This is a genomic window from Paenibacillus xylaniclasticus (assembly GCF_004001065.1).
Lineage (GTDB): Bacteria > Bacillota > Bacilli > Paenibacillales > Paenibacillaceae > Paenibacillus_T > Paenibacillus_T xylaniclasticus.
In genome coordinates this window covers 176621-201308 of record NZ_BIML01000003.1, presented here as the reverse complement: position 1 = coordinate 201308, position 24688 = coordinate 176621, and the positions used below count along the sequence as shown (strand labels likewise).

General features: G+C 51.6%; 24 protein-coding genes and 1 other RNA gene. 16 read left to right on the top strand and 9 right to left on the bottom strand.

The window, feature by feature from the left end; genetic code table 11:
- Positions 1-88: 88 nt before the first annotated feature.
- The 3 genes from PXY01_RS04565 (at position 89) to PXY01_RS04555 (ending at position 1637) form a co-directional block, all read left to right on the top strand.
- Positions 89-880, top strand: coding sequence for a YesL family protein (locus PXY01_RS04565; RefSeq protein WP_127567748.1), 792 nt, complete (start codon positions 89-91; stop codon positions 878-880).
- 48 nt (positions 881-928) lie between these two features.
- A non-coding RNA gene (gene ssrS / locus PXY01_RS04560) (6S RNA) lies at positions 929-1111 on the top strand.
- A gap of 130 nt (positions 1112-1241) precedes the next feature.
- Positions 1242-1637, top strand: a complete 396-nt coding sequence (locus PXY01_RS04555; protein ID WP_127567746.1) for a DUF1499 domain-containing protein — start codon at positions 1242-1244, stop codon at positions 1635-1637.
- Positions 1638-1715: 78 nt separating this feature from the next.
- On the opposite strand, the gene tpx is transcribed toward PXY01_RS04555, so the two are convergent.
- Positions 1716-2228, bottom strand: a complete 513-nt coding sequence (tpx, locus tag PXY01_RS04550; protein ID WP_127567744.1) for a thiol peroxidase — start codon at positions 2226-2228, stop codon at positions 1716-1718.
- 157 nt (positions 2229-2385) lie between these two features.
- Here tpx and gltC point away from each other — a divergent pair, with 157 nt between their 5' ends.
- The gene (gene gltC / locus PXY01_RS04545) at positions 2386-3291 is read left to right on the top strand and encodes a glutamate biosynthesis transcriptional regulator GltC (RefSeq protein WP_127567742.1); all 906 of its coding nucleotides are present in this window, start codon (positions 2386-2388) and stop codon (positions 3289-3291) included.
- A 386-nt stretch (positions 3292-3677) separates the two neighbouring features.
- On the opposite strand, the gene PXY01_RS04540 is transcribed toward gltC, so the two are convergent.
- Positions 3678-4367, bottom strand: coding sequence for a zinc metallopeptidase (locus tag PXY01_RS04540; RefSeq protein ID WP_127567740.1), 690 nt, complete (start codon positions 4365-4367; stop codon positions 3678-3680).
- A 51-nt stretch (positions 4368-4418) separates the two neighbouring features.
- Entirely contained in the window at positions 4419-4859 is a 441-nt protein-coding gene (locus PXY01_RS04535) for a MerR family transcriptional regulator (RefSeq protein ID WP_127567739.1), read from the bottom strand.
- A gap of 368 nt (positions 4860-5227) precedes the next feature.
- On the opposite strand from PXY01_RS04535, the gene PXY01_RS04530 reads away from it, so the two are divergent.
- The 3 genes from PXY01_RS04530 to PXY01_RS04520 are packed head-to-tail and all read left to right on the top strand — an operon-like array spanning position 5228 to position 8474.
- Positions 5228-6607 carry an ammonium transporter gene (locus PXY01_RS04530; RefSeq protein ID WP_246027796.1) on the top strand — a complete coding sequence of 460 codons (1380 nt, stop codon included), beginning with the start codon at positions 5228-5230 and terminating at the stop codon, positions 6605-6607.
- 42 nt (positions 6608-6649) lie between these two features.
- Entirely contained in the window at positions 6650-7723 is a 1074-nt protein-coding gene (locus PXY01_RS04525; protein ID WP_127567735.1) for a DUF294 nucleotidyltransferase-like domain-containing protein, read from the top strand.
- Between the two features lie 16 nt (positions 7724-7739).
- A complete protein-coding gene (locus PXY01_RS04520; RefSeq protein WP_127567733.1) occupies positions 7740-8474 on the top strand; it encodes an exonuclease domain-containing protein in 735 nt (244 codons plus the stop codon).
- 84 nt (positions 8475-8558) lie between these two features.
- On the opposite strand, the gene PXY01_RS04515 is transcribed toward PXY01_RS04520, so the two are convergent.
- A complete protein-coding gene (locus PXY01_RS04515) occupies positions 8559-9056 on the bottom strand; it encodes a M67 family metallopeptidase (protein ID WP_127567731.1) in 498 nt (165 codons plus the stop codon).
- A 299-nt stretch (positions 9057-9355) separates the two neighbouring features.
- On the opposite strand from PXY01_RS04515, the gene PXY01_RS04510 reads away from it, so the two are divergent.
- Complete coding sequence (locus PXY01_RS04510) at positions 9356-9898, top strand: TlpA family protein disulfide reductase (protein ID WP_127567729.1); 543 nt, start codon at positions 9356-9358, stop codon at positions 9896-9898.
- 101 nt (positions 9899-9999) lie between these two features.
- Here the strand turns inward: PXY01_RS04510 and cimA are convergent, their stop codons facing one another.
- Positions 10000-11613 carry a citramalate synthase gene (gene cimA / locus PXY01_RS04505; RefSeq protein WP_127567727.1) on the bottom strand — a complete coding sequence of 538 codons (1614 nt, stop codon included), beginning with the start codon at positions 11611-11613 and terminating at the stop codon, positions 10000-10002.
- Positions 11614-11813: 200 nt separating this feature from the next.
- On the opposite strand from cimA, the gene PXY01_RS04500 reads away from it, so the two are divergent.
- The 3 genes from PXY01_RS04500 to PXY01_RS04490 all read left to right on the top strand — a co-directional run bounded on the left by PXY01_RS04500 (position 11814) and on the right by PXY01_RS04490 (position 14970).
- The gene (locus tag PXY01_RS04500; RefSeq protein WP_127567725.1) at positions 11814-13100 is read left to right on the top strand and encodes a DNA polymerase IV; all 1287 of its coding nucleotides are present in this window, start codon (positions 11814-11816) and stop codon (positions 13098-13100) included.
- 85 nt (positions 13101-13185) lie between these two features.
- A complete protein-coding gene (locus PXY01_RS04495; protein WP_127567723.1) occupies positions 13186-13422 on the top strand; it encodes a ferredoxin in 237 nt (78 codons plus the stop codon).
- A 174-nt stretch (positions 13423-13596) separates the two neighbouring features.
- On the top strand, positions 13597-14970 hold the full coding sequence (locus PXY01_RS04490) for a L,D-transpeptidase family protein (RefSeq protein ID WP_127567721.1): 1374 nt from the start codon (positions 13597-13599) through the stop codon (positions 14968-14970).
- A gap of 8 nt (positions 14971-14978) precedes the next feature.
- Here the strand turns inward: PXY01_RS04490 and PXY01_RS22270 are convergent, their stop codons facing one another.
- Positions 14979-15122 (bottom strand): hypothetical protein, encoded by a 144-nt coding sequence (locus PXY01_RS22270; RefSeq protein ID WP_164744302.1) that lies wholly within the window; start codon positions 15120-15122, stop codon positions 14979-14981.
- Between the two features lie 199 nt (positions 15123-15321).
- On the opposite strand from PXY01_RS22270, the gene PXY01_RS04485 reads away from it, so the two are divergent.
- The 5 genes from PXY01_RS04485 to PXY01_RS04465 all read left to right on the top strand — a co-directional run bounded on the left by PXY01_RS04485 (position 15322) and on the right by PXY01_RS04465 (position 20781).
- Positions 15322-16419 carry a quinone-dependent dihydroorotate dehydrogenase gene (locus PXY01_RS04485; protein ID WP_127567719.1) on the top strand — a complete coding sequence of 366 codons (1098 nt, stop codon included), beginning with the start codon at positions 15322-15324 and terminating at the stop codon, positions 16417-16419.
- 20 nt (positions 16420-16439) lie between these two features.
- Entirely contained in the window at positions 16440-17249 is an 810-nt protein-coding gene (gene yjbM / locus PXY01_RS04480; protein WP_127567717.1) for a GTP diphosphokinase, read from the top strand.
- A gap of 106 nt (positions 17250-17355) precedes the next feature.
- Complete coding sequence (locus PXY01_RS04475) at positions 17356-19044, top strand: RsmB/NOP family class I SAM-dependent RNA methyltransferase (RefSeq protein ID WP_127567715.1); 1689 nt, start codon at positions 17356-17358, stop codon at positions 19042-19044.
- A 1-nt stretch (position 19045) separates the two neighbouring features.
- Complete coding sequence (locus PXY01_RS04470; RefSeq protein WP_127567713.1) at positions 19046-19822, top strand: pseudouridine synthase; 777 nt, start codon at positions 19046-19048, stop codon at positions 19820-19822.
- 137 nt (positions 19823-19959) lie between these two features.
- Entirely contained in the window at positions 19960-20781 is an 822-nt protein-coding gene (locus PXY01_RS04465; RefSeq protein WP_174721797.1) for a Cof-type HAD-IIB family hydrolase, read from the top strand.
- A 68-nt stretch (positions 20782-20849) separates the two neighbouring features.
- On the opposite strand, the gene PXY01_RS04460 is transcribed toward PXY01_RS04465, so the two are convergent.
- The 3 genes from PXY01_RS04460 to PXY01_RS04450 all read right to left on the bottom strand — a co-directional run bounded on the left by PXY01_RS04460 (position 20850) and on the right by PXY01_RS04450 (position 24480).
- Complete coding sequence (locus PXY01_RS04460) at positions 20850-20945, bottom strand: dihydroorotate dehydrogenase (RefSeq protein ID WP_127567711.1); 96 nt, start codon at positions 20943-20945, stop codon at positions 20850-20852.
- A 349-nt stretch (positions 20946-21294) separates the two neighbouring features.
- A complete protein-coding gene (locus PXY01_RS04455; protein WP_246027795.1) occupies positions 21295-22722 on the bottom strand; it encodes an RsmF rRNA methyltransferase first C-terminal domain-containing protein in 1428 nt (475 codons plus the stop codon).
- A gap of 123 nt (positions 22723-22845) precedes the next feature.
- Complete coding sequence (locus tag PXY01_RS04450) at positions 22846-24480, bottom strand: DEAD/DEAH box helicase (protein WP_127567707.1); 1635 nt, start codon at positions 24478-24480, stop codon at positions 22846-22848.
- Positions 24481-24688 lie beyond the last annotated feature (208 nt).

The window sequence follows — 24688 nt, the reverse complement described above, 5'->3', positions numbered from 1 at the left end:
TTATAGCTTGAAGAAGTACGATTCTGATGTGAGCATCATTATGGTACCGCTTTCGCGGGAAGCTTAAGTCTGAATTGGAGGAAACGATATGGAAATGAAAGGCCTCATGGGAGGAATGTATCGCATTTCCGAATGGGTAATGCGTCTTGCGGTAACAAACATTCTCTGGGCGATTTGCTCGATTCCGTTCTTATTTTTCGTTTTATCTGCGCTTTTCTTCAGCACCGACGGAGAGGTTCAATTGTCGATGCTGTATACTTCGCTCGTTTTTGTGCCATTCACACTCTTTCCGGCAACGGCAGCGTTATTTACCGTAACACGCAAGTGGGTGATGGGAGAAGTTGACGTACCATTGTTCAAGACGTTCTTCCGCGGCTATAAGGAGAATTATGTACAGAGCATGGTAGGCGGTCTGCTGTATACGGTTGCCTACGCTATCATTCTCATTGACTTTAAAGTGTATTGGGATCAACCGAACATGCAACTCATCTCCTATTTGTTCGTAGGGTTCCTGTTCATCCTAGTCGTATCGATGTTTAATTTCTTTTCCATGATTGTTCACTATCACATGAAGACGATACAATTGCTGAAAAATTCCATTCTCATTACGATCGGCAAGCCGTTCCGCTCGATCAGTACATTGTTTATGGCCGCTATTGTGTTCTATGTGAGCTTGCAGTTTACATTTTTGTTCCCGTTCTTTACGGCGAGCATAATCGGATACATCTCTTTCTGGAACTTTAATTTTATTTATCAGAAGATACAAGCCCAGTTGGAACAAGATAAGCAGAATGCAGCTGAGCAGGAGGAACAAGGGGAGCAGGAAGAGCCTAACGAGGGTGTAGGGACTAGAGAATCAGAAACTACCGGTAAAAATTAACGCCCAATAGAACGTTTACTTTTGCTGCTGTAACGTCTATAATAACGATACATCCTGCAGTGTTCGTAACGGCTCTTCGTTGTTTTGAACCAATGGCTGTTTCACGGGAGATCTAAATCGGAACGCGGCTGACACGCCCCTTCGTGGGGACTTCATAACCGTTCCTGCGGTCACCCACCTGCGAGAGCGGGTTCAGAAACATGTGAGTCGGACGGCATATGCGGGTTTCTAATGACTGGGTATCCTGGTTCCATGATGAACCAGGATTTTTTGTATATTAAGACGTATAATTTGTCGGATGAGCCCTAATCGTGTTATTATAGGTGTTAGTGTTCATTGAAGTCGGAGGGGGAGATTTCGTTTGTTGAAGCGGACCTTGATCGGATTGATACGCAGTCAAGAGTCAACAGGGGATAGAGCGAAGGATCCGTTATTGAAATCCCATTACTACACGCTGTCTAAAGAGCAAGCTTGGGACGAGGTTTTATCGACACTTAAGAAAATTCAAGGCTACAAGGTTATACACGAGGTTCCGAACGTCGGTGAGATCGTATTGGAGAAACGGACGGTTACCGGACGGACGATGGACATTACCGTATCGGTAATCGGTGTGAATGCGTGGACAAGTGCGGTCGATATTTATTCGGCGTCACGTGGATCACTGGGCGACCTTGGGGCGAACTATCGGGTCATTTTAGCTATTTACCGGATACTGGACAAGAAGCTGGCGGCTTACAAGACGACCCCAACTCAATAATGCAGACACAAGAATTGGACATCATATAAAAAGCGAGGAAGGAAGCTCCTTCACTCGCTTTGTCTATGAGATGGGCCATTACAGGAGCGATTTTACGGCGCTAATAGCAGCCTCGTAGTTCGGATGCTCTGTCATTTCGCTCAGGTACTCAACATATTGGATTTTATTGCTCGCGTCGACGACGAAGATTGAACGCATATCGAGTCCGAATTCTTTAATATAGACACCATATGCCTCACCGAAGCTATGCGATTTGTAATCGGAGAGCAGTACGACACGATCGACGCCTGCAGCGCCGCACCAGCGTGCTTGTGCGAATGGAAGATCGACACTGACGGTAAGGATGACTACATTGTCTCCGAGGCTGCTTGCTTCTTCGTTGAAACGGCGGGTTTGCGCGTCGCATACGCCGGTGTCAATCGATGGTACGACGCTGATCAGTTTAATTTTGCCGGCATAATCATTCAGCGTCACCGTCTCGAGCAAGTTTTTATGAAGTTGGAAATCAGGCGCTTGGTCACCTGCTTTAAGCTCTGGGCCTACAAGCGTAATAGGATTTCCTTTAAAGGCTGCTTTGCGTTCTTGAGACATTTGATTATTTCCTCCCTCGGATAATTGGTGGATACCACCCATTATTATAATCGTTTTGTTTCCGGCTTGTCCAATTGAAGCCAAGAGGGAGGAACTGCGTATCTATAATAGGGATGTTGTTATCGGAAGTAAGGAAGGGGAGACTTGACGGCATACCATGGAACTTCGTCAGTTATACTACTTTGTTAAAGTGGCCAAGAAAGAGCATGTGACGCAAGCGGCCGAAGAGCTTCATGTCGCGCAATCTGCTGTCAGCAGACAAATCCATCAGCTGGAGGAGGAGCTTGGCGTCAAGCTGTTTCTGCAGAAAGGCCGCAATTTACAGTTAACGCCTGCCGGTCAGTTGTTTCTAAAGCGCGCGGAAGTCATTTTGGACGATATCGAGCGTGCCGTTATTGAGATTCATGAATTTATGGATCCGGAAAGAGGAGAAATTCGTTTAGGCTTTCCGCATAGTCTAGGTATGTCGCTCGTCCCGCAAGTAGTAGCAGCATTCCGTAAGCAGCATCCCAAAGTACAATTCCGTTTCAAGCAGGGGATGTACCCGAGTCTGCTCCGGGATATGGTGCAGGGCGATATCGATCTGGCGTTCATCTCGCCATTCCCGGATGATCACCAAGCAGTCTGTGGAGAAGTGCTGCTAACGGAGTCGCTGTACGCAATATTGCCGCAAAATCATGCGCTTGCAAGCCGCGAGGAGATCGATCTTGCGGAGCTGAAGGACGAGACGTTCGTGATGTTTAGTGAAGGCTATTCTCTTCGTCCAATCGTCTGGGAAGCTTGTCATGAGGCAGGCTTCACGCCGAAGATCGGATTTGAGGGCGAGGAGACGGATACGATTCGTGGGCTTGTCGCGGCAGGGATGGGCGTCAGCTTGCTTCCGGAGATGGCACTTCGTCAGACAGGACCGTTGCAGCCGGCGAAGGTGAAGCTCAGGTCACCGAGTGTTACACGTACGATTGGCCTCATTCACCGGACGAATGAAAAGCTGCCGCTCGTTGCAAAAGTGTTCCGTAGCTTCTTGATTGACTATTTCAATAACGGTATGCAGGATAAGATGTAATAGGTTTTAACCGGAACCGTTAGTGTGGAGGCTGTCCAGAAGGTCTGTGAAAACAGGCTTTAAGGACCGCCTCTTTTTCTTCAACTCCTCTCCGCAAATGGTCAACTTTGAATTTGGGTTCGTTGCAAATTCAAGTGAGCTTCTAACGTCGTGCGATATCCCTGAGAAGGTACAGTCTTTTTTTATTCCTCATTTGCATATGGATAAATTTAAATACAACTAGAAAGTTGAGCTTCGTTACAGCCCGTAACGAGCTTACTAGTTAGACGACGTAAAGGGGGTAGAAAGCTATCGCATTTTCTCGCATAAACGTAATTAACCCCCTTGAGTAGGGGGTTAGAAGTAGGGTCTACCTTCGCCCTAACTAAAGGGGGTCAGCCTATGAATTAGTCGTCGTTGTTAGACGATGTGAAGATCAGAATGTACTTCACAAGCTCTAACAAAGAGATGAGTGCAGCAGCTACATAGGTTAGTGCGGCTGCGTTAAGCACTTTGGCGACGCCTCGTTCCTCGTCGTTGCGAATAAAGCCTTCGGCAATCATTAAATCACGGGCTCGGCTGCTTGCGTTGAACTCGACTGGAAGCGTTACGAGCTGGAAAGCTACCGCTGCGGCGAAAAAGATGATGCCAATTCCAATCAAGCCTGTTGCCTGGAACAGAAAGCCTGCGATTAGGAGAAACGGTGCCAGTCCGGAAGCAAAGTTGACGATTGGAAACATCCGGTGGCGAAGCGTCAGCATCGGATATCGCTTATGGTGCTGAATCGCGTGTCCTACCTCGTGGCAGGCGACCGATACAGCCGAGATGGAACGTTCGTAATATACCGATTCGGATAATCTTACAACGCGGTGAATGGGATCATAATGGTCAGATAACGTGCCCCGAACAGGTTCGATTGGCACGTTGTACAATCCGTTCGCGTCGAGCATGCGGCGGGCGGCATCATAGCCGCTCATTCCGCTTGTAACAGGTACCTTCGACCAACGGTTGAACGTACTTCGAACGCGGAATTGTGCCCAGAGTGATACGGCAAAAGCGATCAAAATTAAAAAATCCATCGGGTGAAATAATAACATAGTTGTGTTCCCTCCATACGAAGAGTGTTTGTATACCCGATTGTAAAGAAGCTACATAATATTGCTCTTGTTCATAATCAGCATGAGTGCTTCAATACATGCTGCCGTCTGTGGTAGCAGTCGGGTATATAACCGATTGGCTTGCCGCGGCTTCAATTGGTCAATGACCGGTTCGAGCTCCTTCACTTCTTTCTCCAGCTTGACCAGCTGCTTCTGCAGCTCGCTTAGCTTCTGAGACACTTGCTCCTCCGGTGATACTCGGTCCCATACTTGAAGCGTGCGCTTAATTTCGTCGAGCGACAGCTTGTCGGTCTTCATTTGTTCAATACGTTTGAGACGTATGAGGGTTTCATCGCTATAGAGGCGGTAATTTTTGTCTGAACGGCGTACAGCTTCAATAAGACCAAGCGAAGTGTAGTAATCGATCGTTCTAGGGCTGACGTTCGCTCGTTTAGCCAACTCTCCGATGCGGTACAATGATTGCTCTGCCACATTCGCACCTTCTTTCTTTCACATCCTAATTGCCTATATTTATGATAACGGGTAAGGAACCATACAGTCAAACGTCATACTTTTAAGTTACGCAAATTGTAAAAAATTAAAGTCGAAACGAACAGAAGGTAGTTAATACCTCTGTATTTCCCTTACAAAAGATACAGACTTCTGCCAATCCATATCAAATGTACAGGCAAACCTTGTACGTAAACTTATGTTACATAAAATAGCGTTCGGATAACGATTGTTCGCTTATGTCAGTGTTTTATGTAAAAAACGTATTGTCAAAATCAGATTTCCTTACTATAATGACAGTAAGATTTTCGCCAAATGTTAGAATACATGACATTAAGGGAGTGGTCGTTGTGGTTAAGAAATTATTACTATCGGTTAGTGCCTTACTCTTGCTCTTCCCGGCAATGGCATTCGCAGCAGATGAGGCTCCATCGACCTCCATGCTGAACATGGGGTTGAACTCATTGTGGATCGTCGTTGCGTTCGTACTCGTCTTTCTAATGCAAGGCGGGTTTATCCTGCTTGAAACTGGTTCGACTCGAATGAAAAATGCTGGTCACGTGGCCGGCAAAACGATTTTCACGGTTGGTCTATGTACACTCATCTATTGGGCTTTCGGCTACGGAATCTTCAACGGCGGCGCCGATATTAGCAGCGGCTTGAGCAAGTTTATCGGCTGGGGCGATTTCTTCTACAGTCCGGAGAACGCTGCAACTGAAAGCGACGCTTATCCGAGTACGACGTTCTTCCTGTTCCAGCTCGCATTCGCGACGATCTCGTTGTCGATCGCATGGGGCGGCTTCGCGGAACGTGCTAAATTGTCCGTATACCTTGTATTTACGGTACTGTTCACGATCGTTATTTATCCTGTTATCGCACACTGGGTATGGGGCGGCGGCTGGCTCGCGCAAGACGGCGCACAAGACTTTGCTGGCTCCACTGTCGTTCACTTAACCGGTGCACTTGCTGCAATGGCGGCGACGATCATGCTGAAGCCGCGGATCGGTAAATTCAACAAAGATGGTTCTGCGAACGAAATTCTCGGTCATAACCAAGTATTCAGCGCTTTGTCGGTGCTCCTGCTGTGGGTCGGCTGGTTCGGATTCAATGCAGGTAGTGCTTTGGGCGTAGGTGACGGCTTCTTCGGCTTCGTTGCATTCAACACGATGCTCGGCGCAGGCGCTGGTACAGTTGCTGCATTGTTAATCTCGTGGGCTGTATCCGGCAAAGCCGACATTACGACAACGCTTAACGGCGCGCTTGCTGGTCTGGTTGCCATTACGGCATCCTGTGCATTCGTAGATCCTTGGGCAGCCGTTGTGATCGGTCTAGTAGCAGGCGTACTCGTCTTCTTCTCTGCTAAATTGTTTGAGAAGCTTCGCATCGATGATCCAATCTTTGCTCTGTCGGTACACGGCGCTGCAGGTGTATGGGGTACGCTGGCAAACGGTATCTTCGCAACAGAAGAGCTGGCTAATAAAGCAGGCGTTGGCGTAGGCGGCCTGATTGACACGGGCAACTGGCACCAACTGTGGGTGCAAATTGAATCGGTTGTCGTCTGCGGTGCATATGTACTCGTCGCTTCGTTCATCGTACTTGGCATTATGAAAGTGGTTATGGGTCTTCGTGTTACGGAGGAACAAGAGATTATCGGTCTTGACTTGAGCGAGCATGGCACGTATGGTTATCCTGAGCAAATGAAAAAAGCTCAAAACAACATCCAAGCTTAACGAATGTTATGATGGATTCTGACCGAGGGGAGAGGACGGCGCATGAGCGATCCGCAACGGTCGCAGCTGCTGCAGTTAATCGGTGAAGCCGATGATGCGGGTACGCTGCGCAGCCTGCGGGATCATGTTAACGCACGAATGGAAGCGATGCTGTCCACTCTACCGGTCGAACAATTTTATACCGAGCTGAACGAGTATTATGATGCGCTGACCAGACGCGTCATCATACTTGCAGAAGCAGATATGGCACGGGCTGGGATGGGTTCTCCCCCCGTGCCATATGCGTATATTATGTTCGGAAGCGGTGGAAGGGAAGAGCAGACGCTGTCCAGCGATCAAGACAGCGGTCTCGTCTATGAGGACGGATCGTGCCCAGAGGAGAGGGAGGCGTACCGTCATTATTTTGCCGAGCTGTCGAAAAGGATTGTTATCCTGCTGGAACGGTTAGGATTTCCGCGCTGCGAAGGAAATGTACTTAGCGACAATCCAGGGTGGGGAAAGTCGCTGTCCGAATGGGTAGAACAGCTTAATGGTTGGTTTGACGAGCCGGCGTGGGAATCGGTTCGGCATTTGCTTATTGTAGCTGACGGTCGCTGTGTTTATGGTGCGGATGATCTCATGAAGCGTTTGCACGACACATTTAACCATGACATGCTGAAGCATCCGGTCATGGTACAGCGTATGCTTGACAATACGATGCGTCATAAAGTGCTAATTGGTGTGTTCGGTCAACTGCTCAAGGAGCAGTACGGGGAGGACGCGGGCAGCCTGGATATGAAGTACGGAGCGTATATTCCGATGGTGAACGCGATTCGGCTGTTAGCGATTCGGCACAATATTCGCAGCACCTCTACTTTAACGAGAATGGCGGGGCTGCGTGATGCCGGCGTGTTGACAGATTCGGAGGCAGAAACGTACGGGCGTACGTTCCGATTATTTCTGAAGCTGCGTCTGATGGCAACAGAGAAGTTAGAAATGGGGATGTACGCTAATAACGGAAAGCTTCTAGTAAGTAAGCTGACACGTGAAATGATTGCGGAACTGAAGGATGGGCTTCGTGTCGGTCAGAAGCTTCAACGGCGTGTCTTCAAACAAGCTTCAAGCAGGTTCAGGTAATTCGGAGGGGACGGGAATGAAGGAACAGAAGGGCGCCGGGCGGATGTGGCATCTGTACAAAATGGGCGGTATTACACCTGCGATCGCATCCATGCTCGGTTCTCCTAATGCGCAGCAGATGGCGTTTATCCGTTCGATGGCCAAAGAGCAGCGTAAGCATTCAACGCTTGATGTTCCGTTGCGCGAGCTGGAGATCGTCGTCTTCGATCTGGAGACGACGGGCTTTTACCCATACAATGATGATGAAATTATCTCGTTCGGCGGTGTGCTCGTGAAGGGCGATGAAATTTTCGAGAACGAGTCATTCTATAGCTTAGTTAATCCGAAGCGCCGAATACCGATGCATATTACTTCACTGACTGGCATTACGAACGAAATGTCGGAAGGCTCGCCCGATCTGATGCAGGTTCTTCATGATTTTATGGAATTTATCGGGAGAAGAGTGTTGGTTGCACATGGCAGCGGGCACGACAAACAATTTTTGAATGCGGCGCTGTGGAGAACATCCAAGGTGCAGCTGACGCACCGTGTTCTGGATACGATGATGATTGCCAAGTGGTTAGAGCCGGGGCGGCCAGATGGCTACGGTTTGGACGAACTTCTCGAGAGCGCCGGCATTCCGATCCATAACCGGCATCATGCGCTGGAGGATTCGATTATGACAGCTAAGCTATGGGTGTCGTATCTGGAGCGGATATTAGAGCGGAACGTTGTAACATTAGGAGATTTGTACGCATATTTGAGTAGATAGTACGAACAAGGCAGCCAAGCGATAAAGGCTGCCTTGTTTGATTTGGCTTCGCAAGCGGCCAGCGCGGGTCAGAGGAGAATGGGCTCACATGAAGTGCAGTTTCACCTCAGAGAATAGTGGGTGAGCAGACTTGCCTTGTGTGAAGCGATAAGCACGAGCCTCCGGAATAGGAGAGGCAAAAGAAAGGATGAGCATAAACGTTGAGCTCGATGCAGGTAGGCCGATCATATCGGACTTTGATGGTACAGGGGCTGTGGCAGGGTGGCTGTGATAGAAGCCGATGATCTGCTGGCTGGCTCTGTCTAATTCATATAATGCGGCTGTCCAAGCACTAGGCTCGAAAGCGAAAGCGTGTAGCGGCTCGGGGTGGATGTTTGGGATCGGGATGAACCGTTCGACGACGGTATGGGAGTTCATAATGGCGCTAAAACTAGCGGACAGCAAGCCGCATGCTTCATTCGGCAGAGTGGCCTGGCAGTGGGCGGCAATGGATTTATAGATATTGTTCGACATACATAGAAGATGTTCATTAGATGGTACGTTGGAGATATACTCCGATAAGGGATTTGCATAACGTTTCATGTGGGCTGAAAACTCCTGACATCATGACATCAATATAAAAATCACTTGCTTCTCATTATATCATACCGCATCTATACAGCATTTTGGATAAACTGACGAATTGCGGACGACAATAGTGAGGGAGAGGAAATCGAAGAAATAGATACCACGAAACGGCGTTTGTGACATATTGTTGAACATCTGATACATTGCTGCATTTGAAACATTCCGTTCGCTTGAGCGAAGGACGGCGCCCATGATACCATGTTAGCAGTTACAAATTTAGAGCTAGTGTCATGACGAAAGGAATAGGACCGCTAATGAAGCCTAAGCAAAAGACGATATTAGCAGTATTGGCCATAATTGCTCTTGTTGTGATCGCGGTTACGCAATATACGAAGAAAGAATCCGATGCAGCGGCAGTCGATACGAAGCCCAAGACAGGCTATGCGGCCCCGGTGCTCGATTTGCCTGATTTACAGGATACTGCGGTTACAGTGGGTGGACCGAAGGATAAGCTGACGCTTATTAATTTTTGGGCAGCGTGGTGTGGACCTTGTGAGTTAGAGGCGCCGGAGCTCGAGCAATCGTATCAGAAATATAGTGATAAAATGGTTATACTCGGCATTAATGCAACCAGCCAGGATCGAGAGAGAGATGCGCGGCAATTCGTGGAGGATCAGAAGTTGACCTTCCCGATCTTAATGGATCGCGATGGTAAGGCTATCGAGCAATATAAGGTTAGTCAGTTCCCAACAACGCTCGTTGTTGATCAGACAGGCATGATTGTGGAGCGGATTAACGGTGTAATTACAGCGGAGGACATTGACCGGTTCGTAGAGGAATATGCGAACGGAGCATAATATTGAGAAGCAGCAGAGGGCAGCGGTATGCAGCTCTCTGCTTTTTGTTAGTGCAGCAAAAAAACCTCCAGGGAAGTGACTTCTTCCTGGAGGTTCTTCATTTAATGGTTCACAAGACCGAGCCGTTCGTTCACGTTCATATGGACGGGCTCGATTTTGGACATGCCGAGCAGAGCGTAACGAATGCTGTCGACTAGCGCTTCCCAGCTAGCTTCGATGACGTTGCTGGATACGCCAACTGTGCTCCAGGTGTTATCGAAATCGGATGATTCGACGAGCACGCGAACTTTAGCGGCTGTTGCATCCTTCTCGTCGATGACGCGAACTTTGTAGTCGGACAGGTGAATGTTCATAATTTCAGGGTAAAATTGTACGAGCGCTTTGCGGAGCGCATTGTCAAGAGCGTTAACCGGGCCATTACCTTCCGCAGCTGTGTAGACGACCTCGCCGTCAACCGAAATTTTCACGATTGCTTCGGAAACCATGTGGTCGTTCCGCTTGTCGACAAGCATCTTGAACGATTCTACCTTGAACAGCTCGGTCGATTCGCCGTATGCTTCCCTTAGCAAAAGCTCAAGTGATGCGTCAGCACCTTCAAATTGGTATCCCTGATGCTCGAGCTCCTTGATCCGGTTCATAATTTCTCTCGTTTTGTCTGTATTCGCGTTAACGTCGAGCCCAAGCTCATGAGCCTTCGATACGATGTTGCTTTGGCCGGCAAGCTCGGAGACGAGAATTCGCTGCTTATTGCCGACGAGCTCTGGAACGATATGCTCGTACGTCTTGGAGTCCTTCATAATAGCGGATACGTGTATGCCGCCCTTGTGGGCGAATGCTGCATTGCCGACATAAGGCTGGCCGACCGGCATATGCACATTCGCGATCTCGCTGATGAAACGAGCTGTACCGGTTAGCGATTGCAGCTGTTGGGCAGAGATGCAGTCATAGCCTAGCTTAAGCTGCAGGTTCGGAATGATGGAGCATAGATTGGCATTGCCGCAGCGTTCGCCGTAGCCGTTAATCGTGCCTTGTACTTGGCGAGCTCCCGCTTGGACGGCTGCGAGCGTGTTCGCAACCGCAAGCTCACAGTCGTTGTGCGTATGTATGCCGATTGGCGCGTTAATCGCGCGGCGCACATGCGAAACAATCTCATGAATTTCGCCTGGCAGTGTACCTCCGTTCGTGTCGCACAGAACGAGCCAGTCAGCTCCTGCGTCTTGTGCATGCTTCAATACGGAGATTGCGTATTCCGGGTTGTTCTTGAAGCCGTCGAAGAAATGCTCGGCATCGAACATCGCTTCAATATTGTTACGCTTCAAGAATGCGATGGAATCATAAATCATGGACAGGTTCTCTTCTAGCGTCGTCTGCAGAGCAGTATGAACGTGGAAATCCCACGATTTGCCCACGAGCGTCGCTGCCGGTACTCCGGATTCGATAATGCGGAGCAAGCTCGAATCCTGTTCGGCGAGACTATTCTTCCTGCGCGTGCTACCGAAAGCAGTTAGCTTGGCTTTGAGGCCAAGGCTCTTCGCGCGTTGGAAAAATTCAATGTCTTTGCCGTTGCTGCCTGGATTACCGCCTTCAATATAATGAACGCCCAAAGCATCCAGCTTCAGAGCTATTTTGATTTTATCTTCAGCAGACAAGCTGATTCCTTCACCTTGTGTGCCGTCACGAAGCGTCGTATCAAAGATCGAGATGGCATTAGTCATAGCCTAGACGTCTCCTCCTTCAATCAATTACCGTAGGCAGGTCATAAATTCGATTATACCATTTGTAATAACGAATGTAGAGGGGAAGCGTTATTTTTTTTGTACAGGTTCGCATTGCCGATGCTTGAATTCAATTGTATGCTGTTGGTAATCAGGCTGTAGCAGGGCGAATCAGAAGGGGAAGGGGGTTCCTAGAAGACATGGAGGGGAATGAGCGATATTATCCAGCCAAAGGACGCGTCATTCTTCATTTGGATATGAATGCATTCTATTGCTCGGTGCATGAGGCGGAAGAGCCGCATCTGTACCGGGACAAGCCAACAGCGGTTGCCGGCAGCGTCGAGCTTCGCAAAGGGGTCGTCGTTACTTGCTCATACACGGCAAGAGCACGGGGGGTAAGGACGGGAATGACGGTCCGGCAAGCGACGAGAGTATGTCCGGAGCTCATGCTAATCCGACCGGACTTTGATTTGTATCGGCGCTATTCACGTGGATTTATAAGTATCGCGATGCAGTATACCCCACTCGTTGAAGTAACGTCGATTGACGAGTGTTATTTAGACATAACAGGCTCGAAGCAGTTTGGCTCTCCGCTTGATATTGCAAGAACGATCCAGGATAGAATCCGAACGGAATGGTCGCTGCCGTGCTCAATCGGAATTGCGCCGAACAAGCTGCTTGCGAAGATGGCGTCTGATATGCGCAAGCCGAATGGGATTACGGTATTGCGCATACGCGATGTTCCACGGCTGCTGTGGGACAAGCCTTGCGATACGTTGTTCGGTATCGGGCGTAAAACAGCAGAGAAGCTGCGTAAGCTCAATATTACGACAATCGGCGAATTGGCGGCGGCGGATGAAGCGCTGCTTGCACGTCAATTCGGGGTATACGGCGCTTGGATGAAGGCGGCGGCTCATGGTCAAGATGATTCGCCGGTCAAAGAGGGGCGCGAGAAAAATAAATCTATTGGCCATACAACGACGCTTCCAGCCGACCTGACGAAACGGGCAGACGCGCACCGTGTGCTTCTTAATCTAGCGGACCAGACAGGGCGTCGACTGCGTCGGCAGAAGCTGATGGCGAAGGTCGTGCAGGTTACGATTCGGCGTCCGGACATGACGACGATACAGCGCTCAGCAACGCTGGACGTACCAGCGGAATCGGCGGACATCTTTTATAAGGAAGCGTGCAAGCTGTTTGATGCAAACTGGACGGAAGGCGAGCCGATAAGGCTGCTTGGTGTTACGCTGTCACAGCTTACGCCGCGCGAAGATACGGCTGTTCAACTCGATCTGTTTGATTATGAGGAACAGCCGAAGAAGGAAGCGTTGACTAAAGCGATGGACGCCTTGCGCGACAAGTTCGGAGAAGGGGCGGTGCTGACAGCCGGTATGCTGGGGGATGATCCTTCCGCATTAATTCGCAATAAGCGAATTCGGGGGACATCCTTGCAAACAGACGAGCATATGTTATATAGTGATGATTGAAGGTTTTTCGAAGTACAAGCTACCTGATCCGCATTATTACGAATATAATGATGCCAGCTTATGCAATAAATGAGGAGGGTTCACGATGGGTAAATTTACTTGGGTCGATAAAGATACATGCATCGCTTGCGGCGCCTGCGGAGCAACGGCTCCTGATATTTACGATTATGACGATGAAGGCCTTGCGGAGACGATCTATGACGGCGACGGTAACACGGGAACGAAGGCGATTCCGGAGGAGCTGTATGATGATCTGCAGGATGCAGCCGACGGCTGCCCGACGGATTCCATCAAGATCGCGGATACTCCGTTCAACGCCTAATCTTTTATATGTGAACAACAGCCTTGTCCGATAGGGACAAGGCTTTTTTCGTGTCGTACGATATGGATATACCTCTTCCTAATTATGCGATTCAATCTGAATTATAGAAAAGTATCAATCCGCCGATATAACAGGTAGAGATGAGAGCGCTCTCGAAAGGAGGAATGTTCGACCATGGAGCCAATTCAGCATTCGGAACATTTGAAGCAATATGTGAAGCGGCACCCTGACAATCAAATGGGCTGGTACTTGTTGGGCAAATATTACGAAGAGCAGGGAAAGCCAGCGAAAGCGAATTATTGTTTTATTCAGGCAGGAGACATCTTCGCCGCGTTCGAACAACGGCTTGACCCGTTGTCGGAAGCGCAGGAGCAGGTACGAGCTCAAGCGGAGCATGCGATGGAATGGCTGCGCCGCGCACGCAAGCGAAGACTGCTGCTGCGCTGGAGCGCCTTGGCAGCTGTGCTGCTGCTGATTACCTTGCTTCTGCCGTTCAGACAGGAGAAGAAAGAAGAGGCGCTGCCCAGCCATTCAAGGCCGCTAGATGCGGCCGCGGTCGGCGTCGTATACGTCGATTCAACAGCTGCATCGGATCTCGGAGCAGCGATGGTTAAACTGACCGCGGGCGAGAAGCGGTCAGCGCTCGGCATTGCAGCAAAGCTAGGGTCCATTGAAGGCTGGCGCAATTGGAATGGCACTACCGAGCTGTTGTTTGCGGTACGTCAGACGGAGCAAGGCGGCCATATGGAGATGAATTGGTACGAGTCAAGGCTGTGCGCTTGTACACCTGCTGATGCCTCGAAGTCGTACGAAGCTTATGAACAGTGGAGCCAGGAGCAAGAACAGCGGTGGACATTGTCGAGCGCTATTCAGCATTATTATAACCGTACGGAGATGTGGCCGGCGTCAATGGAAGAGCTTGTGAAGCCTTACCCGAATAATACGTTATCTGGAGATACAACGTTAATGCAAGCGATGTTCGGGCAGCTGCTCGCTCAGCTGCAGGATGCAGCGGCCAATAGCAATAAGTCAGGTAAGGGGGCAGATGGCGGCGCGAAGCGGGCATCGAATGGGACAAGCACCGTAGCCGCTTCGGGCTTACCGGATGAGCCGCTGCGCATTATTGTCGATACGTCAAAGCACCGGCTAGCGGTATTAAGCGGGGATGTCCTTGTGCGCTCTTATAAAGTTGGACTAGGTGGGGAAAGGACACCGAGAGGTACTTATTATATTAGTGAGAAAGTTAAAAATCCGAACGGCAGTGATAACGGTCCTTTCGGGAGCAGAGGGATGACATTGTCGGATACTTTATACGCCATCCATGGAACCGACGAACCGTTGTCAGTTGGCAAGGACGATTCGCACGGCTGTATCCGGATGAATCGCGAGGACATTGAGGAGCTGTACGATCTTGTTCCACTCGGTACAAAGGTGACGATACAACAAGGGGGCTTGCCCGACACTGTATCGGTACCCGACAGCCGTTTCCGACTGGTTCCGAAGCAGGACGAGACAAACCCCCATAAGACGTACACATGGCTGGACTGAGCCGCCTGTTAGGCGTTGTTCAGAATGAGTAAAAGTGCCATACCGATAATTATGACGCCTACAATAGAGCTTAGCCAGATCAGAAGCTTCTTGTTCACCGTCTCGACCGGCTTAGCCTTTATCGCTGGCGCTTTCCGTTTCGGTGCGCTCATGCCCATCACCCTTCTTTCCGACAATAAATGAATAGACGATTATTAATATTGTAATCGTTTACTTGTCCGTCTGCAAGACTATCAGACCTGTTGGTGAGCCGTAAGCTTGTGCGCGGCTCTTTTCTTTTGTTTCAGAAACAGATAAACTGAACGATAGAGAATAAGCGACCTGTAGATAAATTGAACGGAGTGAACACCATTGCTTTATACCAAAATTTTCAAGCCAATTATGTTCTCGCTTGATGCCGAGCGAGCGCATCATTTGACGATCGACGGGCTTGCTGCTGCGCCTCGAATTCCAGGAGCGCTGTCCATGCTTCGCTCGATGTACGGCGTTAAGCCGTCGCCTGAGCTAGCAGTCAGCCTGTTCGGCCTTAGCTTTGAGCATCCAGTAGGATTGGCAGCTGGACTAGACAAGAACGGCGCGGCGACGGACGGCTTCTCGAACGTTGGCTTGGCGTTTATGGAGGTCGGGACGGTAACGCCGAAAGGACAGGCGGGCAACGAGCTTCCGCGGCTGTTCCGGCTTCCTGCCGACGAAGCACTCATTAACCGGATGGGCTTTAATAATGAAGGTGCGGATGCGATGGTGGACAAGCTGTCGCGCCGCCGCAACCGCAGGATGCCGCTTGCGGTCAATATTGGTAAGAACAAGACGACTCCGAATGAGCTGGCACATGAGGATTACCGCTTATGTATTCAGAAGCTGTATGACCACGGTGACTTCTTCGTCGTCAATATCAGCTCGCCTAATACACCGGACCTGCGGGCGCTGCAGCACGGCGATGAGCTTCGCCTCCTGCTCTCGACTGTTCGGGAAGAGATGGATACGCAGGCAGCGAAGCGGGCCAAAGCGGTGAAGCCTGTACTCGTTAAGATCGCACCTGACATGACGGATGAGCAGCTCGAGTATACGGTGGAGACGATTGCGAGCAGTGGTGTATCCGGTATTATTGCGACGAACACAACGATTTCGCGTGAAGGACTGACGCATCCGAACAAGAGCGAGACGGGCGGGTTGAGTGGTAAGCCGCTGCGTGACCGTTCGACTGAGGTTATCTCTGCCGTATACCGCATAACGGGCGGCAAGCTGCCGATTATTGGTTCGGGTGGCATCTTTACGGCAGATGATGCATACGATAAAATTCGCGCGGGGGCGAGTTTGGTCGAAATATATACGGCGCTCATTTATAAAGGACCGGATGTGTTCCGCGAGCTGACCGAAGGGCTGAAGGAGCGGCTTAGACGGGACGGCTTCCGCAACATAATGGAAGCGGTAGGCTCCAGTCATCACTAATCGAATCAGGAGGCGGCCGGATGGACGGAAGAGATTGGACTCTTTTTTTGCAACCGTATGAACAAACCGTTGAAGAATTGAAAGTCAAGTTTAAGACGATGCGAACGGAACTGAAGATGCGCGAGGCTTATGCGCCAATTGAATTCGTTACAGGCAGAGTCAAAAAAATATCCAGCATCATGGAGAAGGCAAAGCGTTTATCTGTGCCGCCGGATCAACTAGAGAGCGGCATCGAGGATATTGCAGGCATTCGGATTATGTGCCAATTCGTCGATGATATTCACCGAGTGGCCGGATTGATTCGTTCTCGTCATGATTTGACGCTTGTATATGAGAAGGACTATATAACGAATTATAAGGACAGCGGCTACCGAAGCTATCATATGATCGTGGAGTATCCTGTTCAGACGGCGCTCGGCTTGAAGAAGGTGCTGGCAGAAATTCAGATTCGGACGTTAGCGATGAATTTCTGGGCGACGATCGAGCATTCACTGAACTATAAATATAAAGAGAGCTTGCCGGAGGATGTAAGGGATCGGCTGAAGAAGGCGGCGGAGGCTGCATCGCTGCTCGATGCGGAGATGTCCAGCATCCGTCAGGAAATTCTCGATGCGCAGCGCGGCTTCGAGGAGAAGTCGAACATCGTGTCACGTGTGCTGACAAGTATTCAGCATCTTTATTTTTTCCATCGCTTCCGCGAGGCGGCGCAGTTCCAGTTGAAGTTCAATGAGCTGTGGGAGCAGGAAGACGTATTCGGCTTGAAGCAGCTGTCCGAAGAGATTGAGCTTGCAATTATGAAAGCGAAACGCGGCAATCAGCCTACGGAGTAGCTGCAGGAAATAGATGAAGACCGGGCATGCCTCGAGGTGAGCCCGGTTTTCATTATGATGGCATACCGAAGCAATGCGTCGGGGTGACCAGCAGGAGGATTACGAAATGATAAAGCAGCAATTGCCGGAGCTGTTCTTACAAGAAATGAAGGAGCGGCTTGGAGACGAATTTGAACCGTTTATGGCTTCCTATGATGCGCCAAGGCTATATGGTCTTCGTTCGAACAGCTTAAAGATTGATGCTGCAAAGTGGCGCGAGCATTCTCCGTTTCGGCTTCGGCAGGTAGCATGGTGCGAAACAGGCAGCTATTATGACGGGGAAGATCGTCCAGCTAAGCATCCGTACTATCATGCGGGCTTGTATTATATTCAGGAGCCTAGCGCAATGGCGCCGGTCGAGCTGCTGGACGTTCGCCCGGGACACCGGGTTCTGGACTTGTGCGCAGCGCCGGGCGGCAAATCAACGCAAATTGCAGCCAAGCTGCAGGGCATGGGCGTACTTGTAACGAACGACAATGCGGCTGAACGGACGAAAGCGCTGGCGAAAAACATTGAGCTGGCTGGCGTGCGCAATGCGGTCGTGCTGAATGAGGAGCCGGCATCGCTAGCTCCAGTGTTCGCCGGCTGGTTCGACCGAATTTTAATCGACGCACCTTGCTCAGGAGAGGGGATGTTTCGCAAGGACGATTCGATGATCGCTTCATGGGAGCGGCATTCGGTTGAGCGGTGCTCGGCGATGCAGCGCGACATTTTGCGGCATGCCGTATCGATGCTCGCGCCAGGAGGAGTGCTCGTTTATTCGACCTGCACCTTCTCTCCAGCAGAGAACGAGACGCAGATCGCCAGACTGCTCACCGAGTATCCGGAGCTTGAGCCGGTGCCGGTGCAGCTTGCGCCGGGATTTGCTCCAGGCAGGCCGGATTGGTCCGAGCAGCAGTGGTGCGCATTTGGCGCGGAGGAATCTGGACAGGCGGACGGAAGAGGTGTTGTCCGTACTGGAATGGTGAGGCTGTGGCCGCATTTGCTAGATGGTGAAGGGCATTTTGCCGCCGTTCTTCGGCGCAGGGAGGATGCTTACGTAGGGGCGTCAACGGACGAGGGCAATGGACTGGTGCAGGAGAATCGTACAGCTGGACGGCAGGAGATTCACGGTCTGAAGCACCGAAGGTCTGAAGCGCTGCGTTCGGGCGAGGAGCGTGTGCACCGTGAAGAGCTGGTACCGCTGCGGCGAAGCGGAAAGCATGAGCGCCGCGGCCGGGAGGAGTATGACCATAGAGGTGGCAGGCCAACCGGCAGTCGGCGAGGCGGTAAATCGGCGCATGCTGGTGCGAGTGCTGCCCGAGATGCGAAGACGCCTGAAGAGTCATGGCGCACCTTCGCTGCCGAGTATTTGATCGGAGCAGAGCACTGGCAAGGGAGAATTATTTCGTATGGCTCCCGCGTCTATTTGCAGCCGGAGCAGGTTCCGCCGCTGGATGGACTGCGCGTCGTGCGTGCCGGCTGGTATTTGGGCGATGCGGGTCCTCACCGATTCGAGCCGTCTCAGCCGCTGGCGATGGGGCTGAAGGCGGAAGAAGTGAAGCAAGTGTGGAGCGGACCGCCGACGGATGAAGCGATCATGCGATATTTGAAAGGTGAAACGGTTCAACTGGATGCCGACAGCTTGACGATAACTGGGGGCGCGAATAGCAAAGGGTACACGCTCGTCTGCGTGGATGGCTTTCCGCTTGGCTGGGGCAAATATTCGGACGGCATGCTCAAGAATGAACTGCCTGCCGGATGGAGATGGATGTAAAATGGCAAAAAAGGATAAAACAGCCGCTCCCTCGCGGCTGCGGCTGGACAAGCTGCTTGCGAATATGGGTTACGGTACGCGGAGTGAGATTAAGAAGGCAGTGAAGCAAGGGATGGTTACCGTCGATGGGCGCGTCGTGAAGGACAGCGGGATGCAGGTGCAGCCCGATGTTCAAGAGGTCGTGATCAACGGGGAGACGGTCGTCTACCGCAATGTGATTTACTTGATGCTGCATAAGCCGCCTGGCGTCGTATCTGCGACAGAGGACACGCGTGACCGAACCGTTATTGATCTGCTGGCGCCGGAGGATCAGGTGCTGTCTCCATTTCCAGTAGGACGGCTTGATAAGGATACAGAGGGCTTGCTGCTGCTTACGAACGATGGACAGCTCGCGCACGAGCTGCTCTCACCGCGGAAGCATGTGCCGAAAACCTATGTAGCGAGAGTGCAGGGCGATACGCCGGTCAGCTTGCACGACCGTGAACGGTTCTCTGAAGGAGTAGAGCTGGACGATGGTTATGTGACGATGCCTGCACAGCTAACGGTTGACGAGGTAAAGCCGAACCGCGAAGGCTACGAATCTTCGATTACAATTACGATACATGAAGGGAAGTTCCATCAGATTAAACGGATGTTTCAAGCAGTCGGCAAGCAGGTTGTCTACTTGAAGCGAATCTCGATGGGACCGCTGGTGCTTGACGAGACGCTTCCGATTGGTGAGTATCGGGAATTGTCGGAGGAAGAGCTGGAGCTGCTGCGGGCACATCGCAACGGATAGATGGCGTCTTCTCGGTGGTAGAGTGGTGTGATAGGATAGGCCTTAATCGTGCTGGTAAGTGAATAGAGAATCACTTTAATCGTTGGTGATTGAAGAAAGGCACGGTTTCGGTATGTTGAAAAAATAGAGGTGCTACGATGACAACACGGCAAGAGCTGCGCTATGAGTTAATCGCATTGGATGTAGACGGTACGCTGCTGACGGACGATCATGAGTTGACGGAAGGAACGCGCGAGGCGGTGCGTGCAGCTGGAATAAGCGGTGCGCAAATTATGCTTTGTACAGGACGCGGGCCGAACGCGGCCTATCATTTGCTGGAGGAGCTGGAGCTGGGCGGGATTATTATTACGCATAATGGTGCAGCTACGATCGATGCAGATGCTCGAACAATTGTACATCAATTCGACTTTGCTCAAGAGCAGGCGGAGCCATATGTGAAGTACTGCCGGGAGAACGGCGTTCACTTTGATCTGAATACGGCGTTCGACTTGTATATTTTTGAAGAGATCGATCAAGAAGGCTATGATTTATATGCGAAATTCGGTATTACACCGATTCTGGTGGACCATGGCACGAAGCTGCAAGGCGGGATTGTGAAGCTGACGGCGTTCGCTGATCCGAAGACGCTCGATAAGGTGGAGGCGGACTGGCGGGAATGGGATGGAGGGCTGCAGGTTATTCGGAGCGGGGAATATTTTATCGATATTCAGCACCCTTCCGCTAGCAAAGGAAATGCGCTGGAGCAATTTGCGATCAAGCGTGGCATTGCCCGCGAGCGGATTATGGCGATTGGCAATTACTTTAATGATATTTCGATGCTTCGCTATGCGGGGTTAGGCATTGCGATGGACAATTCACCACAAGAGGTCAAAGACGCCGCAGATGTCAGTACGCGCTCGAATGCGGAGGATGGCGTCAAGCATGCTTTGATGAAGTATGTGCTTGGAGACGGCGAATAAATGCAGGAAAAACAGCCAGGCAGCAAGTTGCCTGGCTGTTTTGGTATAGGTCTCGCATCGCTCAGTGATTAGTACAAGATTCCGCGAGTAACAATGACCAGCAGAATGAACAGTACCAGGATGACACCTGCCGTCGTGAAACCTCCGCCGTATACACCGGACATGCGATATTCCTCCCTGAATCGAAATTCCGTTCTTCGAGAAGGAGAATGTGCAGGGTGCGTATATCTCGTTGATCGGTATACAGTATAGTATGAATTTTAACTCTATTCGATTGGACATTTATCCCGTACGTCGACAGTTTGGGCATATGTCATTGGCCGGTGCTTCGGATTTATTCGTTATCGGCTGTAAGTCATGTACCGGGAAGAGGCAGTTGTTACGGATCTTGAAGGGACGGAATAATGGGTAGGCCTGTACAAAGAATGCATAGCAATTAGAGATGGGAGACGAGCGCCGTGTTATAGCAATGGAGTGTCGAAGGAGACACTCCATTGTTCTTTGTGACGGGAACTAGGTCAGCCTGCGGAGACCTTTGGGCAAATGGTTTTTGAGCTGGCCGCTGCTTGCTTTGGCCCATCCGAGCGGATAACCGTCTGCTGCTACGATCGTCCAGCCGCTTAAGCCGTCGTCGGTCTGCAGTGTCTCACCGCGAAGATATGCGGCAATTTCCGGCGACTCAGCACGATAGGAAACAACCTTTGCGGCTGTGATTTCATTCGGCTGAAGCGCAAGCGCAAGCGAGTGAGCAGGCTCGATTCGCTTCGTTTTCAGCTCGCCAAGCTGGAGTCCGGGGCGAACAACCTTTAATCCTTCGAGGGACTCAGCGGTAAACTGGCCATCCTTGCTGTGAGGCAGCCAGTATAAAGCATCTCCAAATCGAATCGGCTCACCAGGCCCTAACAGCAGATGGGGGATATGTTCCTTGGCAAACGCATCAAATATGGCCATATCACTGGCGGCGTTGCTCGGTTTGCTGCCGCCTTTCGATTGTTTGCCCCGTCTTCGCGGCCGCAATTCGGCTTCTGGTCTTAGCCTTGCGATATCATCTTCGGCTTCCGAAGATTTGGTCAATACGGCTACAAAATGCCCTTCACCCTTGCATTGATGAGGCCACAACCGTTCCATATGCAGCACCGTAAAGTTGGGGTGCTTCTGAATAAAGGCTGCTATTGCGTCCTCGTTCTCAGAACGGTTGAACGTGCAAGTCGAGTAGACGAGCCGTCCGCCTGGCTTCAGCATGATGGCGGCATGCTCTAGTATGTCCGCTTGTCGATCCGCGCACATCTGTACATGCTCGGGCGACCACTCGGCTATCGCGACGGCGTCTTTACGGAACATGCCCTCTCCGGAGCAGGGGGCATCGAGCATAATTCGGTCGAACATGGCTGGGAAGCGTGCCGACAGCTGATCGGGGGCTGCACAGGTGACGACAGCGTTGCGGATACCGCAGCGCTCAACGTTTTCGCTTAATATTTTGGCCCGGGCAGGGTGAATTTCGTTGGCGATCAGCAGTCCTTCCCCTTGCATTGCACCTGCGATTTGCGTCGTTTTACCTCCGGGTGCAGCCGCTAGATCGAGAATCGTCTCGCCAGGCTGGGCCTCGAGCGCCTCTGCTGCCGACATCGCCGACGGCTCCTGAATATAATACAAGCCTGCCGCATGATAAGGATGCTTGCCTGGTCGAGTCTCCTCATCGTAATAGTAGCCGGTTCTGCACCACGGGATTGGAGTTAAGCGGAATTCCGAACGAAGAGCTAGAAGCTCCTCTTGTTCGAGAATATCAGATGTATTGATTTTGAGCGGGTTAAGCCGCAATCCATATGCGCGAGGCGCATTATAGCTTGCTAGAAAAGTGTCCGCCTCGTCACCGAGCAGCTCTCGCGTTTGTTGAATATAGGCTGCTGGAAGAGCGGGATGGATTGTTGGAGAATTAGACAACGGTAACACTCCTTCTATTGCGTCAAACTGGAAATCGCCGCCGGCCAGCGATAGACATCTGGCAGGCGGCGAGTCGTAGTGGTTATCATTCATGCATTGTTAGTTAGCTAACAGGAATAACGATCAGCGTCCCCGGCGTCCTCCGCCGTTCGAACGGCCTCCGCTTCGTCCTCCTCCGCGTCGGCCGTTAGCCGAACTACTGCTGCGTGAGCCGCGGTTGTTGGGGCCGCGTGATTTGCCGCCGCTGCGACCTGCCGCTGCCAGCGACACGTCATCCCATGGATTAGCGGAGGCTGCTGCTCGTTTGCTGCCGGATGGCGAGGCGCTTCCGCGCTGTACGGCTGCTCCGCCGGCGCGTGAGCCGCCGCGGCTTGTTGCTGCCGCTGGCGACCAATCGCTGTCGGGATTCCAGCCGCCGCGCGCGCCCGCCGCGCCGCCGCGTCCGCTGCGGGCGCCCGCTTGATTGCGCGAGCTAGCCGCGCCGTCTCGGCTGCCGCGCGAACCAGCGCTGCCGCGTGAGCCTGCCGCGCTGCTCCGCCCGCCGCGGGCGACAGCTGTGCTGCGCGAATTAGCGGTGCCATCGCGATCCGCACCGCCTCTAGCCGCTTTGACGCGGATCGGCGCATCGCCGCGGGCAACCGCCGAATCGTCGCGGCGCTCAATCGTTGTGCCTAGCGCGCGTTCGATCTGCGCCATGGCACCGCTGTCGCGCGCTGTCGTCAGCGTGACGGACATGCCTTCATTGCCGGCGCGGCCTGTACGGCCGATCCGGTGAATGTAGGTTTCCGAATCTTGCGGAATATCGTAGTTAAATACGTGCGTTACGCCTTCAACGTCAAGTCCGCGGGCGGCGACATCCGTCGCGACAAGCACTTGAAGCTTAGCCTCGCGGAATCGCTTCATGACTTGCTCGCGCTTTGCTTGCGACAGATCGCCGTGCAGCTCGTCGCTGTCGATGCCGCGTTCTTGAAGCGCTTCGTTCAGCTTCTTCGCACGAATCTTCGTCCGGCAGAACACGACTGCCAGATAAGGGCGGTACCGGCCGATCAGCTCCACAAGCGTATCTTCTTTGCGGCGGTCCGTCGTCTCGATCGCCACCTGCTTAATCGTATCGACTGTTACCCGTTCCGGACGGATTCGAATATCCTCGGGATTGTTCATATACTCGGTACCGAGCTTACGGATCGGCTCTGGCATCGTGGCCGAGAACAGCATCGTCTGACGGTTCTGTCTCGGCATCTGAGAGATGATCGATTCCACCTCGGACAAAAAGCCCATATGGAGCATTTGGTCCGCTTCATCGAGCACAAGCATTCGGATTTTGCCAAGAGAGACGGTCTCCCGGCGCAAATGATCGAGCAGCCGTCCCGGCGTCGCAACGATAATATGCGGCTCCCGATTGGCGAGCTTGCGAATTTGCGCTTCGACGTCTTGTCCGCCATATGCGGCGAGTACGGTCGCGCCTGCGGCAGGAGCAAGCTTTTTCATCTCCGATGTAATTTGAATAGCTAGCTCCCGCGTCGGGGTAAGTACAAGCGCTTGCGTTTGGCTTTTCTCTGTATCGATACGTGCGAGCAGCGGCAGCGCGAACGCGAGCGTTTTGCCCGTCCCGGTCTGAGCCTGCACAATGACGTCTGTGCCTTTAAGTGCTCTCGGAACAGCCTTCTCCTGCACAGGTGTCGGCTTCGTAATTCCGTATGATTGTAATACGCTTGACAGCTCTTCCGAGACACCAAGCGACATAAATGTAGTTGCCATTCCAAAACTCCTCTGTATGTGCGGCACCAAGCCGTCAATTATCCTAATTAGTATACCAGTTATAGGAGATAAGCGCATCCTTCGTCCTATTCCTGTTCCTAGTCTTTAATCGAACTGGATAGCTGTGGTATAATAACGCGAACAAACGATCTCGTGGCATGCGTCGTCGTGGCAGTATGAATCATAATGTAATGAAGGAGATCGGGCA